General features: G+C 65.9%; 11 protein-coding genes, 1 tRNA gene and 3 pseudogenes. 4 read left to right on the top strand and 11 right to left on the bottom strand.

All coding sequences use genetic code 11. The annotated features are described in order from the left end of the window. Positions 1–126: 126 nt before the first annotated feature. Both AB4118_RS18200 and AB4118_RS18195 read right to left on the bottom strand, forming a co-directional pair. A pseudogene (locus AB4118_RS18200) lies at positions 127–897 on the bottom strand (autotransporter outer membrane beta-barrel domain-containing protein); the annotation flags it as partial. 836 nt (positions 898–1,733) lie between these two features. Next, positions 1,734–3,518: pseudogene (locus AB4118_RS18195) on the bottom strand (beta strand repeat-containing protein); the annotation flags it as partial. Between AB4118_RS18195 and AB4118_RS18190 the strand changes: the two are divergent. Further along, positions 3,517–3,777 (top strand): hypothetical protein, encoded by a 261-nt coding sequence (locus AB4118_RS18190; protein ID WP_441491055.1) that lies wholly within the window; start codon positions 3,517–3,519, stop codon positions 3,775–3,777. The pseudogene AB4118_RS18195 and the gene AB4118_RS18190 sit on opposite strands and share 2 nt — an antisense overlap. Before the next feature lie 333 nt (positions 3,778–4,110). Here AB4118_RS18190 and AB4118_RS18185 read toward each other — a convergent pair whose 3' ends face one another. From AB4118_RS18185 to AB4118_RS18170, 4 genes are all read right to left on the bottom strand, one after another. After that, a complete protein-coding gene (locus AB4118_RS18185) occupies positions 4,111–4,881 on the bottom strand; it encodes an acetoacetate decarboxylase (RefSeq protein ID WP_441491054.1) in 771 nt (256 codons plus the stop codon). Between the two features lie 61 nt (positions 4,882–4,942). After that, on the bottom strand, positions 4,943–6,106 hold the full coding sequence (locus AB4118_RS18180) for a patatin-like phospholipase family protein (protein ID WP_441491053.1): 1,164 nt from the start codon (positions 6,104–6,106) through the stop codon (positions 4,943–4,945). Positions 6,107–6,287: 181 nt separating this feature from the next. Continuing rightward, the gene (locus AB4118_RS18175; protein ID WP_441491052.1) at positions 6,288–6,944 is read right to left on the bottom strand and encodes a VOC family protein; all 657 of its coding nucleotides are present in this window, start codon (positions 6,942–6,944) and stop codon (positions 6,288–6,290) included. A gap of 81 nt (positions 6,945–7,025) precedes the next feature. Then, positions 7,026–7,099 (bottom strand) — tRNA-Gln (locus AB4118_RS18170). Positions 7,100–7,268: 169 nt separating this feature from the next. On the opposite strand from AB4118_RS18170, the gene AB4118_RS18165 reads away from it, so the two are divergent. Further along, a complete protein-coding gene (locus tag AB4118_RS18165) occupies positions 7,269–7,889 on the top strand; it encodes an LbetaH domain-containing protein (RefSeq protein ID WP_441491051.1) in 621 nt (206 codons plus the stop codon). Positions 7,890–7,980: 91 nt separating this feature from the next. Here AB4118_RS18165 and AB4118_RS18160 read toward each other — a convergent pair whose 3' ends face one another. Genes AB4118_RS18160 through AB4118_RS18150 form a run of 3 tightly spaced genes read right to left on the bottom strand, consistent with a single transcriptional unit; the run spans position 7,981 to position 11,467 of the window. Continuing rightward, the gene (locus tag AB4118_RS18160; protein ID WP_441491050.1) at positions 7,981–9,666 is read right to left on the bottom strand and encodes a flotillin family protein; all 1,686 of its coding nucleotides are present in this window, start codon (positions 9,664–9,666) and stop codon (positions 7,981–7,983) included. A gap of 14 nt (positions 9,667–9,680) precedes the next feature. Beyond that, positions 9,681–10,325: an OB-fold-containig protein gene (locus AB4118_RS18155; RefSeq protein ID WP_441491049.1), complete on the bottom strand. Its 645-nt coding sequence runs from the start codon at positions 10,323–10,325 to the stop codon at positions 9,681–9,683. Continuing rightward, positions 10,322–11,467 (bottom strand): PspA/IM30 family protein, encoded by a 1,146-nt coding sequence (locus AB4118_RS18150; RefSeq protein ID WP_441491048.1) that lies wholly within the window; start codon positions 11,465–11,467, stop codon positions 10,322–10,324. Before AB4118_RS18150 ends, AB4118_RS18155 begins: the two co-directional genes overlap by 4 nt. Before the next feature lie 369 nt (positions 11,468–11,836). Between AB4118_RS18150 and AB4118_RS18145 the strand changes: the two are divergent. Then, a pseudogene (locus AB4118_RS18145) lies at positions 11,837–13,160 on the top strand (aspartate aminotransferase family protein). Between the two features lie 115 nt (positions 13,161–13,275). After that, a complete protein-coding gene (locus AB4118_RS18140; protein ID WP_441491047.1) occupies positions 13,276–13,821 on the top strand; it encodes a carboxymuconolactone decarboxylase family protein in 546 nt (181 codons plus the stop codon). A 32-nt stretch (positions 13,822–13,853) separates the two neighbouring features. Here AB4118_RS18140 and AB4118_RS18135 read toward each other — a convergent pair whose 3' ends face one another. Both AB4118_RS18135 and AB4118_RS18130 read right to left on the bottom strand, forming a co-directional pair. Further along, entirely contained in the window at positions 13,854–14,240 is a 387-nt protein-coding gene (locus AB4118_RS18135) for an ArsR/SmtB family transcription factor (RefSeq protein ID WP_441491046.1), read from the bottom strand. A gap of 239 nt (positions 14,241–14,479) precedes the next feature. Next, positions 14,480–16,138, bottom strand: a complete 1,659-nt coding sequence (locus AB4118_RS18130; protein ID WP_441491045.1) for an OFA family MFS transporter — start codon at positions 16,136–16,138, stop codon at positions 14,480–14,482. Between the last annotated feature and the right edge of the window lie 58 nt (positions 16,139–16,196).

Here is a 16,196-nt window from a genome sequence, read left to right as displayed (position 1 = left end):
TGCCACCCTGCGAGCCGCGTGCGGCTGGATCAGGGGGAGATTCAAAGCTCCCCCTGGCGCTGGTCTGGGCGTTCGCTTCGGTGAGGTGCCTTGGCGGGAACAGCTCATTGCTGCAGTGGGTTGCTTTCAGAAGCTCACCCTGATCTGGGCCTGGCCGCCGAGGCGGTTGGTGGAGCCGGAGAGTTCGCCGTCGAGGCGGGCGCCGAGCGTGACGGAGGGGCTGAGCCTGAGGTCGAGCCCGGCGGCGAGCAGCGCGCTGTTGCGGGCGGGCCTGGCACCCTCGACCGCGAAGCCTGAGCCGGTCAGGCCGGCGATCGAGGCGGAGAGGTTGGCGTCACGCTGGTAGTAATGCGCCCAGCTCGCCCGGAGATAGCCGGCGACAGGCAGCCCGTTCAGCCCGCTGGCATAGTCGAGCTGCAGGCCAAGCTCGCTGCGCGAGGTGATGTCGTTGCGCCGGGCCACGTTGAGCGCGCCGGCATTGGCGCCGGCCCAGTTCGCCTCGGTCAGCGCCGGGCTGCGCGCCTGGATCGCCTGCAGCGCCGCCAGCGGCGAGAGCGTCAGGCCGTTCCAGTCCAGCACGGCGGCGCTCGCCTGCAGCCGGCCGCTCCAGGCGGTGGTGGCATAGGACGAGGAGAGCGCGCTGCCGAGCACCGGGATGCTGCGCTTGATCTCGTTCTCGAGCCGGCCATAGCCGAAGGCAGCGGCAAGATTGACCGGCCCGAGCCGGGTCGTGCCGTACAGGCCGGCCTGGAAGACATCGGCCTCGGCCTTGCCGAGACCGCCGGCGAGCGAGGACCGGGCGCTGCCGCCGGAGACCGCAAAACCCGCAACCGTGCCGGGCATGATCCTGAAATCGGCGCCGACGGCGAGATGGGCATCGTCGAGATCGCGCTTGGCCGAGCCGGTTCGGGCCGAGCCATCGCTGCGGCCGACCGAGCCGAAGGCTGCGCCCCAGACGGTGTATGGCGGCGGATCGAGGAAAGCCGGCGCGGTCGGTGCGTCGGCGCCCTTGCGGACGAGGCCGGAGAAGGAGGCTTCGCCGGGAGCAGCCCCGCGCTGCCGCGGCCCGCCGCGAAGGGATCGAGCATCGCACGCAGGAACTGGTCGGCGGCCGAGACCGCCATCGCCGGTGCGGCGGTATGGGCCTCGCCCGAAAGCTGGTTCACCGCCCCGGGGATCGCAGCCGCCGGCAGGTTGTAGATGCCGAACAGCGCCGACGGATCGGCCCCACCCGCCACCGCCCGGTCGAGGCCTGCGGCCACGGAATAGGCGTTCAGCGGAGCCGTGACGCCGAGCGTCGTCATCGCCTTGGGCGTCAGTGTCAGGAGCACGTCATTTGCGGTGTAGCTTACCGCGCTGGTAACGCCGTCGCCGAAGGACGCGGTGACATCGGTCGTGCCGAATGTGCCGCTGCGGCCGCCGGCCGCCGAAAGCAGGGTATAGGCACTGTTGAAGGTGTAGGGGCCACCCAGCGGCACGATCCGCAGCGTGCCGGCAAGCGTTGCCGAGCCGGTGACGTTGACCCGGTCGGAGACCGCGCCCTGCACTTCGGCAATGTAGGTCGAGCCGGCGCCGAGCGTCAGGTTGCCGTTGACCGTGATCGTTCCGGGCGAATTGCCAGGCGCGAGCGTGCCGTAAACTGTGGTGCCGGGCACTTGGCCGGAGCCGCCGAGCGTAGCGCCCGCATTGACGGTCAAGCTGGAGGATGAGGCGATGGAGCCGTTCACCACCAGCGTTCCGACAGTCACGGATGTCGGGCCTGTATAGGTGCTGGTGCCCGAAATTGTCGTCGTGCCGGCGAAGTTCTGCTTGAGGCTGCCCGCCCCGGAGATCGTCCCGGCAAAGACCGCTCCGGTGTTGTCCTCGGTCGTCAACGTCTGGCCGCTGGCGATGATGACCTGCGCGCCGGTAACACCCGACAGGAAGCCGATCGTCTCGCTCTGTGCAACATCGAGGGTCGCGCCGCTGGCGATCTCGACACGCCCGGCGTCACTGATCGCCTGGCCGCCGGTGATGGTCAGGGTGCCAGCGGTGATGAAGGTCGTTCCGGTATAGGTATTGGCGCCCGAAAGTGTGAGCGTGCCGCCGCCGGCCTTGACCAGGCTCCCGGCGGAGGAGCCGTTCGAGATGACGCCCTGCAGCGTCGTCGTCGCGCCGCTGGCCACGTCGATGCCGCCGGAACCGGTGATGCTGAACGTCCGCGCCGCCGCCAGCGTGGTGGTGGCCGTGACCGCCAGCGTGCCGCCGTTCGAGAGCACCAGGTCGTTGGCGGCGTTGCCAAGATTGTTGCTGGCTCCGATCGAGAGCGTGCCGCCGCTGATGGCGATATTGCCGGTGAAGTCGTTCGCGGCGGACAATACGAGGGTGCCCGCGCCGGTCTTGTTGAGCGCCGTGGAAACGCCGCCGCTAATCAGGCCAGTGCCGCCGATAGAGCTGCCATAGGTCACCGTCCCGCTCGAGACGCCGATATTCGCCGTCACGCCGCTGAGGTAGATCGCAGCGCCGCTGACGCTGCCGGCTGCGCCGGGCGACCCGCTGAAACTGCTCGGGCCCTGTCCGACGCCCTGAGTGCCACCAGTCCCCCCGGTGACCGAGACGCCCGAAATCGAGGAATCGAGGATGGTCAGCGAGCCGCCGGTGGCGACATAGATCGCGCCCCCGCGTGCCGCGCCGCCCGCGCCGCCGGAGCCGCCATCCGAGCCTGGGCCTTGCGAGCCGTTGTTGTTGGTAACGCCATCGCCGCCCTGTGCGCCATTGCCGCCATTCGCATTGCCTGCACCGCCATTGTTGTTCGGCGTATAGGCCGTGCTGCTGGTTGTGCCGGAGCCGCCGCCGCCGCCGCCGCCATCGCCGAATGATGCCCCCGCAGTGCCCGCGGTCCCTTGCATGCTGGCATGGCCGCCGGTGCCGCCGAGGCCGCCCGCGCCGCCGCCGCCGGTGGCGCCGCCATTATTGGCTGCGCCACCGGCGCCGCCATTGCCGCCATTGACTGGATCTGCCGCCGCGTTCTGTGCCACGCCGCCATTGCCGCCCGCACCGCCGGTCGCCGCATTGCCGCTGAAGCTGACTTCGGCGATCGTGACGATGGCGCCGCTGCCGACCAGAAGGCCTCCGCCCGCACCGAGGCCGCCGCCCCCGCCGCCGCCCGAGCCATACGCGAGCCCGCCGCTGTAATAGCCGTTATACCCGTTCTCGCCTTTGCCGCCGCGCGCGGCGGTGTTGGTGATCGCGAGATTGGAGATGTTGACGGTCGGCGCATTGGCGCCATTGACCTGAATGCCTTGAAAGGCCGCCGCACCATCGATCGCCTGGTTGTTGCCGGTGATGTTCACCGTGACATTGGCGTTGCTCGCCTGCAGCTGGGTGAGCGAACTCGTCAGCGTAAAGCCATTGGTGATGTTGATCGTCGTGGTGGAACCGGCTCCCGCCGCGGCGACGACCGCCACGGCCGCGTTCCAGTCGCTCTGGTTCGCGACATCGATCGCCAATGCCGGCGTTGCCGCCAGGGCTCCGAGCATGGCGAGCGCCGATACGCTGGCCAACCAGGCCCGCCGTATGCCGGAATGGTGGTGTTCGCGGCCCGTAGACATGCCCGAGTTCGCGCTTACTGCCGGCGCCTGGCGCGCAGTCGATGCCCAGAAATTCATGCTGCGCCCCCCAAAGGCACCGTCCAACGCGATTCGTCCGCTGGTCCCGTCGTCACCGAGCAAAGGACCAAAAAACGAATGGCGAATAGCCATTGTTGACGAGAAATATCCGCGGGAATACGGAAGCTGAGCGCAGATACAAATCAGCAACACTTACCGTGAATGCTGACGTTTCGGCATCTTCACTGCACTTGTCTCAATGAGGCGGCGTTGCGTCGGAACCGATCCGTTTCGCTATCTTGGAGCGGCCGCTGTCTGCAACAACAACTGCTTGCTCGTCATCGCTCTGATCCACCACCCACGGGCGGACTGAAACAGCGCGCCGGGCCACCACGGCAGTGTCGATTATTCCGCGTGGGGTGACGGTCGCGCAGCTCTTCGACAAGGGAGCCAGGATGTTTCCGACGCTGAAGCGCTGTTCCCATCCGCCGCCGCGCGCTTCCCGCGCTGAACGAATAGCCGTTCAGGCCTTGGCCTCGCTGGTGGCGAGGTAGTCAAACACGACCTCGCCGAGGCCCAGCGTCAGGTCGGCAATGTAGTGGCTCGCCGAGACCACTTCGTGGACGGGCAGCCGCGCCACGTCACACATCGCATGCTCGAAGAGCTGCAGGGCGGCCGGGCCGGACCATGCCCCCTTCAACGTCACATCCTCCATGTAGTAGCGCACCAGCTCGCAAATGCGCGGCGAGCCGTCGACATGAGGGATGATCTTGATCATGAAGGCGGGCTTGGCCATGGCCTTGGCAAGTGGCGCCAGATCGAGCTCGCGATGCTTGTAGCCCATGGTGGCGGTCGCGCAGAGGACCGAGCCGTAATGCAAGGTGCCGACGAGCGTCTCCTGTTGATGCGTCAGCTTCGGCGTCGCCAGTTTCTTCGGAAAGCCCCAGATCTCGCGCCCGCCGGCAATGGGTGAATTGTCGTCGAGATACATGGCGTGGACATAGCTGCCTTCCTGCACCTCGCCCGACGCGGTGGTGAAGAGCACCGGGATGACCTGCCCGGTCTCGGTATAGTCGCCGAAGCCGGTCGAATCGGGCATGCGGATGAACTCATAGGCCACGGTATCGCCGATGACCTCAAGCGGCTCGGGCACGAACGCGCGCAGCCGCTCGATATCCGTCCGGTAGTTGATGACGACGAATTCGCGATTGTAGAATTTGTAGGGCGGCTTCGGGTAGGCGGGATTGTTCAGTGGCATCGCGAAAGCATTGGCGCGCACGTCGGCGATCTTCATGACGCTGTGTCCTCGCTGCTCGTTGTCGGTCTGAAGCCTGCTGCGACATGCTCGCAAGCCACTAACTGCGCTTTCGCATCGCCAGTTCAGCCAGATCGAAGGTGGCGACGCCATCGGGTGTCGCCGCGGGCCGAAGCACCTCGGGATAGCTCAGGGTGAAGCACGCGTCTTCGTAGCCCGATGCCCAGTGCTCTTCCATGGTCGCGCGCGAAAACTCGTAGTCCTTGGAGGAGCCCTCATAGCTCTTGGAGCGGTAGATCAGGTGGACGATGTTGTGGATCTTGTCGTCGGCTTCGGCGATCAACGCGAGAACGTCAGGATCGGCGTTGGCCAATGCCGCTTTCGGAACGTATTCGATCAGGTGCCGCAGCGCGCGCCGCAGGCTCTGGTTCTTCCGGAACTGATCGGTCGCTGCGCGGGTCCGGCTTGAGAACCGGATATCCTTCAAGCGCGAATCCTGGCTGGCCAGATCCTTGGGAAACTCGCCCTTCGCGCTCCACAGGTCGACCTGAAATGCGAGCGTGTCCTGGCGAGGCCGGCTGTCCAGAACCCATTGCAGCGGAGTGTTGGAAACAAGTCCGCCGTCCCAGTAGCTCTCGCCATCGATCTCGACGGCGGGGAAACCCGGGGGCAGGGCCCCGCTGGCCATGACATGCTCTGCCGCGATGACATGGGTCGCCGTGTCGAAATAGGCGAAATTGCCCGTTCTCACATTCACGGCTCCTACGCTGAAGCGCATCGGGCCGGCATTGATGCGATCGAAATCGACGAGCCGCTCCAGCGTCGCCTTGAGCGGGCTGACATCGTAGAAGCTCTCTGCAGCCGCACCGCTATCCGAGGACAGGAAGGGCGGGATCGGGCGCGGGCTGAAGAAGTCCGGCGCGCCGCCCATCAGCGTGGCGAAGGCGCGCGTCTGGTTGAGCCAGCCGTGAGCGAGATCGCCATTCCACGCCATCGCTCCCAGCATGGACGAGAGCAAGGCGGGGAAACCCGGCAGCGGCGCGGTGATCGCCTCCCAGAAGGCACGCAGCGCATCCACGCGCTTCTCCGGCGGATTGCCGGCGATCAGGGCGGAATTGATCGCGCCGATCGAGATGCCCGCCACCCAGTCAGGATGCAGTTCGGCTTCGGCCAGGGCCTGGTAAACTCCGGCCTGATACGACCCGAGCGCTCCTCCCCCTTGCAGAAGCAGCGCGATACGCTCGAACGGTGGGCGTTTGGGCATGCGGCGTACCTTGTTCATGGGGCGCAATGGCCAGGCATCTTGCATTGAACCGCTCTGCGATTGGTTCAGATTTTCATGCCGGTTGATGGGTTTCAAGAGCTGCTGATCGGGGCGAACGGGCCTTGGCTGTTCTCCCGGTTGGGGACAGCGCCAGTCCGAGGGGATCGGGCTTTTCGCTCGCTCAGGACAGTTCCTTCGCGCCGGCTGGCGTTTCGATCAGCGCACGATAGCGCAGATCATCGCCTGGTATGATGACAGGCGGACGGTCGATCCCGAGCGTCTCATAGAGCGTCGAGAGGGCGGCCGCGTCACGGTGTGCGAGCGTGAATGAGCGCAGCCGTGCACCGAGATCCGCAATCGCAGCCATCGCGCGCGGCTTGCCCCGCCTGTCGATGATGGAGGGGGCTGCTCCGCCAAGGGGCAGGGCGCCGTCATCCGGGATCGCGAAGTCAAAGGAGGGGGCGGACCATGGCAGCGAGACCTTTCGCCCAAAGATGTCTTCGCGGCCTCGAAGGACAAGGTCGATGGCGCTGGTTCGCGCGACCCAGCCGCGCAGGCGGCGCCCCGCATCCCAATCGGCTTTGACGGCGATGCGATCGTCGAGGCCGAACCAGCGTGCGCGGCCAGGCACCTGCGCATCCGGGTCGAGCGCGACGATTTCCAGATAGACGGTCCCGCCGAGCTGCAGCAGGTGATTATGGGTGCCCATATAGGCATGGCGCTGCCCGAAGGGGACATCGAGATCGAGGCAGGATCGAACATGGGCGACGCCTTCGACCAGCGTCGGCGCAATCACGGTGAGATGGTCGAGCGTCAGCATGTCCTGGCCAGCGGGCAAGGGGGTGGGGTTTCGTTCACGATTGTTCGGAACGCGGTCAAATCCGGAAACCGGGAATGCCGGCTGACGATGTATTTGGGGTGGTTCCCGCTCATGGATTCGAACCACAATTCCCTGAGCCAGAATCAGGTGTCCTGCCGTTAGACGAAGCGGGATCGTCTAACCCTGCTGTCGCCCGGCACTATGCGCGGAGAAATACACCAGGCATCCTCGGTCCGGTCTGAATACAAAGTGTTGCATGGCTCGCGGCTGCACATCAACGGCAATTGGCGTTGGGAGGCTGACCTCGGCCCAGCGAAGGGATCGAGAGAGTCAGGAGACGCCATGTCTGCCGATCTGCTGATCGAAAAATTTGTCGCGCTTTGGCCGGATTCGCCATTCGGGAGGGAGGATTATTACGCCTGGCAGATCACCCAGAGGGCCGCGGAACTGGTCGGAGCGGCGCTCAGCGCTCTTGATGACGGTTACGGGCGCGAGGGCGATATCGCCGTGCACCGGACCGCGACCATCGAGAACGGGGCTGTCCTGAAGGGGCCTGCGATCATCGGGCCGGGCTGCTTCCTGGCCGCCGGCGCCTATCTGCGTGGCGGCGTGTTCCTGGACGAGGGCTGCATCATCGGGCCCGGATGCGAGCTCAAGTCGAGCTTCCTGTTCAAGGGGGCCACGCTCGCGCATTTCAACTTCGTCGGCGACTCGATCCTGGGCGCGGACGTCAATCTCGAAGCGGGTGCGATAATCGCGAACCACCGCAACGAATGGGAGGCGAAGGCTATTCGCTTCGTCTTTGGCGGAGGGGTCGTCGAGCCCGGCGTCGAGAAGTTCGGGGCGCTCGTCGGGGATCATGTGCGGGTCGGTGCGAACGCGGTCATCGCGCCCGGCGCGATCATCGGCCGGGGGACCACAATCCCCCGGTTGACGCTTGTCGATCAGGCTCCCGGCCTCTGAGGGAGGGGCGGTCAAAGCCGGACGCTTGAGCCGCCGCCTTGTGCCTCTCGACCGAGCGGCGCTCGCAAGGGCCGCGCGGTGCAAAGGTCGCTTACGCCGCCCCGCTTTCGGCTGCGGGAAGCGCGGTCGGGCGTTGCGTTCCGTTGAGCAAGGCATGCACCGGATCATCGCCTGCGAAGCCGGCCTGGGCCAGTATCGCATCGACGATCGGCTTTTGCGCGCCATAGCTGAGGAGCTGGCTGCTGAGGTCCGCGATCGGGCCGCCATGTCCGGCCGATCCTGCGCCGCCAGCGCCCATGGCGCCGAGCAGGCCGCCCGCACTGAAGATCTTGATGTCGGAGATCTTCTCGATCGGCTTCATCACCTGCGCGAGAGCTTCGGGAATGACGGCGATGCGCTGCTTCGTCAGCTCGAAATCGACCATCTGCGGCGAGAGCGAATTGCGGGCTTCGTTGAGCGCACGCTCGCGCTTCGCCTCCGCCTCGCCGAGTTCGATGATGCCGCCCGCACGAACCTTGGCGGCCTCGGCCTCGGCCTGTGCCTTGGTCAGCATGGCCGCAGCGAGATTCTCGGCGGCCTCGCGTTCGGCCTCGGCCTTGACCGTGATACCGGTTGCGGCCTGCTCGGCATCCTTGCGAGCGTCGATGACGGCGATCTTCTTGGCGCGTTCGGCGACCTCGACGGCGCGCGCGGTCGCGACCTGCTCCTCGGCGGTGACGGCTGCCGCCTTGGCTTCCTCCGCCTTGGCCTTGGCCTGTGACTCGGCTTCGCTCTTCTGTGCAACGGCGATGGCGGCGTCGATCCTGGCTGTCTCGGTGATGCGCGTCGCTTCGGCCGCGCTTTCGGCGATGCCGCGCTCGGCCGTGATGCGGGCGGTCTCCTTGGCCTGGCGCGCCTCTGCCTCGTTCTTGGCGACGCCACGTTCGGTCTCGAGCCGGGCCGTCTCCTCGGCCAGGCGTGCGGCCTGCTCCGCACGGGCCTGTTCCGCGCGCGTCTCTGCCGTCTTGTTGACGATGTCGCGCTGCTGGTTGAGTTCAGCGTCGCGTTGCTCGCGCTCGATCGTCAGGCGCTGCAGCGTTGCCTCACGGTCCTTCGTCGCGATGGCCACCTCGTTCTCGCGCACGATCTCGTTGCGTTCGCGGCGCCGCTCCTCGGTGACGCGGGTCAGCGCGGTCAAACCCTCGGCGTCGAAAGTGTTGTTGGGGTTGAAATGCTTGATGTCGGTCTGGTCGAGCCGCGTGAGCGAGACGGATTCAAGCTCGAGGCCGTTGGATTGCAGGTCGGCCGCGACGGCATCCTGCACCGCCTTCACGAAGTCAGAGCGCTTTTCCTGCAGGTCCTTCAGGCTCATGGTCGCGGCAACCGAGCGCAGCCCGTCGACGAACTTGGCTTCCACGAGGGTCTTCAGCAGGTCGGCATTGTTGGTGCGGTCGCCCAGCGTCTGCGCCGCCAGGGAGATATTGTCCGCATCCGGTTTCACCCGCACGTAGAACTCCGCGGTGATGTCGGCGCGCATGCGATCGGCCGTGATCAGCGACTCGCCTTCGCTGCGGTGAACTTCAAGGCGCAACGTGCTGAGCTGCACCCAGGAATAGGAATGGAAGATCGGCAGGATCACGGATCCGCCGTCGAGGACGACCCGCTTGCCGCCTAGGCCGGTACGGACATAGGCCTTGTCCCGGGTCGAGCGCGTATAGAGCGCCGCCATGACCACGCCGATGCCGATGATGAGCACAATCGCCGTTCCGGCAATCGTGAGGACGGAAACATAGTCCATGAACGTATTTCCCCTTACCCAGCTTCAGTCTGCGCGCCGAGCTCATCGGGCGCAGGAATGGCCTCGAACAACCCATTGGAACCATCGACCACCAGAACGCTAGCCCCTTGCGGGATGAGGTGGCCCGCGGCGGCTTTCGCCCGAAGGACGTGGATGTTGCCGTGCAGGTCCCTCACGCGGACCCGCCCCGGCTTGCCCTGGTCGAGCGGGCCGAGCGTCACCGTGCCGGTCAGCCCGATCAGGTCGGACTGGCTGATGGCGTTGGATTCATCGCCCGGGATAATCCGCGCCGTCCAACGCGACAGCGCACGTGTCGTCGGCAGCGCCACCATCACGGCGAGCAGGCTCGCAAACAGTGTCGGCAGCGGCGAAAGGAGCGCCTGGGCCACGCCCTGAATGGCGAATCCGGCGATGGCGAACGAGGCCAGCCAGATCATGATCAGCACGAGCAGCGGCACGCCGCCCCGGTTGAGCCAGGACATCCAGGCATCGAGCGGGCCGTGCTCGCTATGGACGCCGTGATGGGAGAGCCCGTCATTCACCAGCGACGAGATCGACATCCCCACGACCATCGCGAGGATCTCGATGGCGACGATGCCGACGAGGATCAGCGCAGCGATCGTGAAGGGATAGAGGCCCGGCGCAGTCAGTGCGCTCATGAACCGCTGTGCCCTTTATAGCGGGCCAGCCGCTCCTGGATTGACCTCTCGCGTTGCAGGCGGGCCAGTTCCTCGACCTCGGAGGCACCTGTCTCCGGCCGCCCGGAGACACCGGTGACGCGCTCGATCGCGTTCAGCGATTGGGCCAGCCGGTTGTCATTGCGGACCGAGGCACTCACGCCCTGGCTCGCATCCTCCGCGCCTTTGCTCTTCTTCAGGGCGGCGAGCCGGGCAACGGCATCCTGCCGGGCGGAGTTGACAGCCTGGAGGGCCTTGCCCGCCTCCTCGATCTTGCCGGCAGCCTCGGCCAGCGCCGTCTCCAGCGCCGAGCGCTGTGCCTCCAGGTCGATCTGCAGGCCGATGACGGGTGTGACCAAATCCTCGCGCCCGCTGGCCAGGCCGACTTCGATCTTCCCTGCGAGATCCTCGATCTCGTCGTTGATCTCGGCGATCTTCGCCTTGAGGCGGTGCTCTTCGGCGCGTGCCTTGCCGGCGCCCGCCCGCGCATCCTCCGCGACCGCGTCGATCTCCCTGATCGACTGCTCGACGGTGACGATGGCGTTGGCGCCTTCAAGGGCATCGACGGTGCCGTGGGCGGCGCCTGCGATGATACGCCCGATGCGCGATAAAATTCCTTCGGTGGCCATGACGGTCTCCTTCGGTGCGATGGCAGCAGCGATGCCGACGAGGATGAGAGTCTCGTCATCCCGCAGCACCAGCCGTGCTTCGGCGTGATCCGACCAACCCGGTACGTAGCCGGCAACAGAATAGGGAATGAGCCTGCGCCCCTCGATGGTGGAGAGGCTCAGATGTGTGGGGGTCTTGATGGCATAGAGCCGCCCATCCAGCGGCAGGTCGGCGACGACGGTTCCACTGGTTCGGCCGGCGTGATCCCGCAGGCCGAGCGTCACCAGCCGCGCCGGTAACCGCGTCTGTTCGCGGATGGTGGCGTAAGCCTGCTCGTGCAAGGCGACGAGATTCGCACTGGCGCCGCGATCCCGTTCGATCTCGTCGAGAATGCGCATCATCTCGGCATAATCCGCGAGCGTTGCGCGGATCGCGCGCATGTCGTCCGGCGAGGGGTCCAGGACGTAGCTCATGGTCGACTGATAGCGCGAAACCATGCCGAGGATATAAAGCACTTCCTTTGTGCTTTCAAGGGACGCCTACGTAACGTCAGCTATGACCTGCCGTTGGTGCGCCGGTCATGAATACGGCCGGGCGCCGATGCGGAACAGGTGCTCGCCCGGAAGAGGGAAAATGCGGGCGCAGATGCGCCGGGGATGCCGCCAAGAGCACCCTGATATCGCCAGCAGCGCGGGCGCGAGGCCCCTCTTTCGCAATACATACAGAGAGACCTTCAGGACTCGGTGCTCAACAAGAGTATGGCGCGTCGCGCCTAGGATACTCTGTTGGCACCGGTGTCTGGCGACGTGCGCCGATTGCTGCCCTGTGCCATGAATTGCAGGCCGCGGTGAGGGCGGCGGGGCCACGCTAACCCGGAAGCCAGGATGACCAGGATTCTTCATCGCTCCCTGAATGGGCGGCTACCGCGAGCGGTTGCGGGGCAGGGCATCACGATCACGGATGCCGAGGGGCGCAGCTATATCGACGGTTCCGGTGGGGCCGCCGTCTCCTGCCTCGGCCATGGCCACCCGGAGGTGCTTGCGGCGATGCGCGCCCAGATGGACCGCATCAGCTATGCCCACACCTCCTTCTTCACCACCGATGTCGCGGAAGAGCTTGCGGAGCGCCTGATCGACCTGGCGCCAGCAGGGCTGGACTACGTCTATCTCGTCTCGGGCGGTTCGGAGGCGGTCGAAGCGGCGCTCAAGATGGCGCGGCAATATTTCGTCGAAATCGGCCAGCCGCAGCGCCGCCATTTCATCGCCCGCCGGCAGAGCTATCACGGCAATACGCTCGGCGCGCTCGCGGCCGGCGGCAATGCCTGGCGGCGGGCGCAGTTCCAGCCGATCCTGCCACAGAGCCACCATGTCTCGCCCTGCTATGCCTATCGTGACCTCAGGCCAGGCGAGACGTCCGAAGCCTATGCCGAACGGCTCGCCGACGAACTGGAGGCGAAGATCCTCGAACTCGGCGCCGAAGAGGTGATCGCCTTCGTAGCTGAGCCGGTGGTCGGCGCAACGCTGGGAGCTGTCGGGCCGGTCGCGGACTATTTCGCGCGGGTGCGCCGCGTCTGCGACAAATACGGCGTGCTGCTGATCCTCGACGAGGTGATGTGCGGCATGGGCCGCACCGGCACGATGTTCGCCTGCGAGCAGGACGGCATCTCGCCCGACCTCGCCACCATCGCCAAGGGGCTGGGGGGTGGCTATCAGCCGATCGGCGCCGTGCTGCTGTCGCAGCGGATCTATGACGCCTTCGCCCAGGCTCAGGGCTGTTCCAGCATGGTCATACCTATATCTGCCACCCGCTCGCGGCGGCGGCGGCGAACAAGGTCGTCGAGATCATCTCGCAGCCGGAAATGATGGGACACGTCCGCCTGATGGGCGAGCGCCTGCAGGCTGGGCTCGACGCACGGCTCGGCCAGCACGCCCATGTCGGCGACATCCGCGGGCGCGGTCTGTTCCGCGGCATCGAGATCGTTGCGGACAAGGAACCAAGGCCCCCTTCGATCCGGCCCTGAAGCTGCATGCCCGGATCAAGAAGGAGGCGATGGCGCGCGGCCTGATGAGCTATCCGATGGGTGGCACAGTGGACGGGCGGCTCGGCGACCATGTGCTGCTTGCACCGCCCTACATCATCCAGCCTGACGAGATCGACCTTATCGTCGAGCGGATCGGCGCGGCGATCGAGGCAGCGGTGCGCAGCTGACTGGCCCGATGCTTCAGCCTTTCCGTGTTTGCATCGGTCCCAAAAACCGGAACTTTTTCGGGCCAGTGATTTTGAGAACCGGCATCCTCCGGCGCTGCCTTCAACGAGATTGACAATGACGAACTCTCCTTGCCCACCGATCACTGACGCCGGCTGGCCGGACCAGATTGCCGAGATGCGAACCGGTTTTGCCGGCGCGCTCAATGTCTACCGAACGATGGCCCATCATCCGGAGCTGCTGAAGGCCTGGGCTGCGCTACGCCAGCATGTGGTGAGGGACAGCGCGCTCGGCGCCGTGCGTTCGGAGCTGGTTATCCTGCGCGCCGCGCACCGGATGGGCTCGCCCTATGAATGGGCCCATCATGTCAGCCGGTCCCGGGTTTTGGGGATGAGCGATGCGCGTATCGCCGCGATGCGCGGGATGCCGGAGGGCGAGGACGGGCTGGTCGCCCGCGCTGTCGACGCGCTCTTCGATCAGCGCCGCCTGCCGGCCGAACTCGAGGCCGAGCTTGCGGAGGCATTCGGGCGCAAGGCGGTCTTCGACCTGATCGCGACCGTCGGATTCTATTCCGTGCTCGGCTATATCCTGATGACCTACGACACGCCGATCGACGGGCCGGTCGCAACGGAAATGGCGGAACGGCCCTTGTCCGGCGCGTAGCAGGACTAGACCGGCCTTTGCGCGCGCCTCGATCAGGCGTGAGCTTTCGTCCAATGCGCAGCCGTCGCATCGAGGGTGGCCGCGATCACGGCGCCGACGCCGCGGTCGTTCAGGCGGTAGAAGATCCGCCGGCCGACGCGGCGCGTCGACACGATCCTTTGAAGCCGCAGGCGGGTCAGCTGCTGGGAGACCATGGCCTGGCTCAGGGACAGGGCGGTTTCGAGTTCCGCGACCGAGCGTTCCTGCTCTGCAAGCAGATAGAGCAGCTTCAGCCGGTTCTTGTGAGCCAGGACCTTGAACAGCTCGCTGGCCTGCAAGGCCCTGGCTTCCAGCGTCGCGGCTGGTTCCGGGAGGGAGGTCGCTCTGTCGTCCGGCATGGCACCCGATGGTCGCGCGATCAGGAAGTTCGCTATATCCATTGGAATATAACCGACCGGGCAGGTCGTTGTCCACGCAGCTCTTCCAGGCCATCGCTGGGAAGGACGATTTGCGCGCAACCGTTACTTCATGACTCTAACGAAGAAGCCAAGACATCGCATTGTATTTCCGTCTGAATAACGGGGAGGGCGGAGAGCTGTCTCCTTGGCCGGCACGCCCCAAACGGATCGAGGCCTGCGGCATGCCGCAGGCCTCGACGGTCACGTCCGAATCCTGTCGGTTACCGGAACAGCGCCAGCGACTTGGACAGGGTGATCCAGACACCCCAGGCAATCGGGATGCCGACGACGGCCCAGGCGAGCAGCGCCGTGCCGTCGAGCCCGCCCTTGCCGATGCCGAAGGAGCCGTAATGCAGGCTGGCGCTGGCATTGGCCGACTTGGCCTGGAGGGCGGCGACTTCCGCGTCCTTCATGAACCATTTCGTCGCAACGGGGCGCACGAGCAGGTTGCAGATAAAGCCCAGCACCAGCATGCCGGCCAGAATATACATCGTCCGGTCATAGACCTGCGCACGGGGCACGCCCGCATTGATCTGCGCCTCGCGGATGTAGTTCACGACCACCGGGCCGACGATGCCGGCCGTCGACCAGGCCGTCAGCAGGCGCCCGTGGATCGCGCCGACGAACTGGGTTCCGAACATGTCGGCGAGATAAGCCGGAACCGTCGCGAAGCCGCCGCCATACATCGACAGGATGATGCAGAAGAAGCCGACGAACAGCGCCAGCGAGCCGGCATGCGCCGCCCAGGGCGAGAGCCCGTAGAGCAGCATGCCGAGGCCGAAGAAGGTGGCATAGGTCAGCTTGCGCCCGAGCTTGTCCGACAGCGAGGCCCAGAAGAAGCGGCCGACGATGTTGAACAGCGAGAGCAGGCCGACAAAGGCCGCGGCGATCGTCGCGATCTGCTTCTTCTGCTCGGCATCGAGCGCGGCAAAGCCGATCTCGGGCTTGCCGATCAGCGATCCCGCGAAAATCTCCTGCAGCATGGGTGACGCCATGCCGAGCACCCCGATGCCCGCGGAGACGTTGAGACAGAGCACCGCCCAGACCAGCCAGAATTGCCGCGTCTTGTGCGCGTCCTTGAGATGGACATGGCCGGACGTGATCATCGCGTTCTGCGTTGCCGGCGGCGTCCAGCCTTCCGGGCGCCAGCCGGCGGGCGGAATGCGGTAGCCGAAGGCACCTGCCATCATAAAGGCGAAGTAGATCACGGCCATCACGACGAAGGTTTGCCAGACACCGACGGAGGTCGGCGTCTTGAAATAGTTCATCAGGATGTCAGCCAGAGGCGAGCCGATCATCGCGCCGCCGCCGAAACCCATGATCGCCATGCCGGTCGCCATGCCGCGCCGGTCCGGGAACCACTTCACCAGCGTCGAAACCGGAGAGATGTAGCCAAGGCCAAGTCCGATGCCGCCGATCACGCCCGAGCCCAGCCACATCAGCCAGAGCTGGTGGGTGTAGACGCCAAGGGCCGAGATCAGCAGTCCGCCACACCAGCACAGCGCCGAGACGAAGGCAGCCTTGCGCGGGCCCGAGCGTTCGAGCCAGCCACCCCAGATCGCTGCCGAAGAGCCGAGCAGCACGAAGAACAGCGTGTACATCCAGCCGAGATCGGCGACCTTCCAGTCGCAGCTCGTCGTGAACAGCGAGCCGATCAGCCCGACATCCGCCGCGCAGGCGACGGGCTTGGTGATGCCGATCGCTTGGCTGAGCGGCAGCCAGAACACGCTGAAACCATAGGCCATGCCGATGCATAGATGGATGCAGAGCGCCGCAGGCGGCACCAGCCAGCGATTGAACCCCGCAGTCGCGATGATCCGCTCCCGGTCCAGCAGGCCGGGCGACGGTGCGACTTGCCCCAGATCTTGTGCGATGCTCATCCCAGTCATTCTCCCCGAGCGTTTGGCGTCCTGGCCGGTTTCCGCACCGGCTTCTTCC

Origin of the sequence: Allobosea sp. 2RAB26, assembly GCF_052115465.1 — a bacterium.
In the GTDB taxonomy this organism is placed as follows: domain Bacteria; phylum Pseudomonadota; class Alphaproteobacteria; order Rhizobiales; family Beijerinckiaceae; genus Allobosea.
Note: the sequence above shows the minus strand (reverse complement) of the source record. Positions and strands in the feature narration are given on the sequence as shown.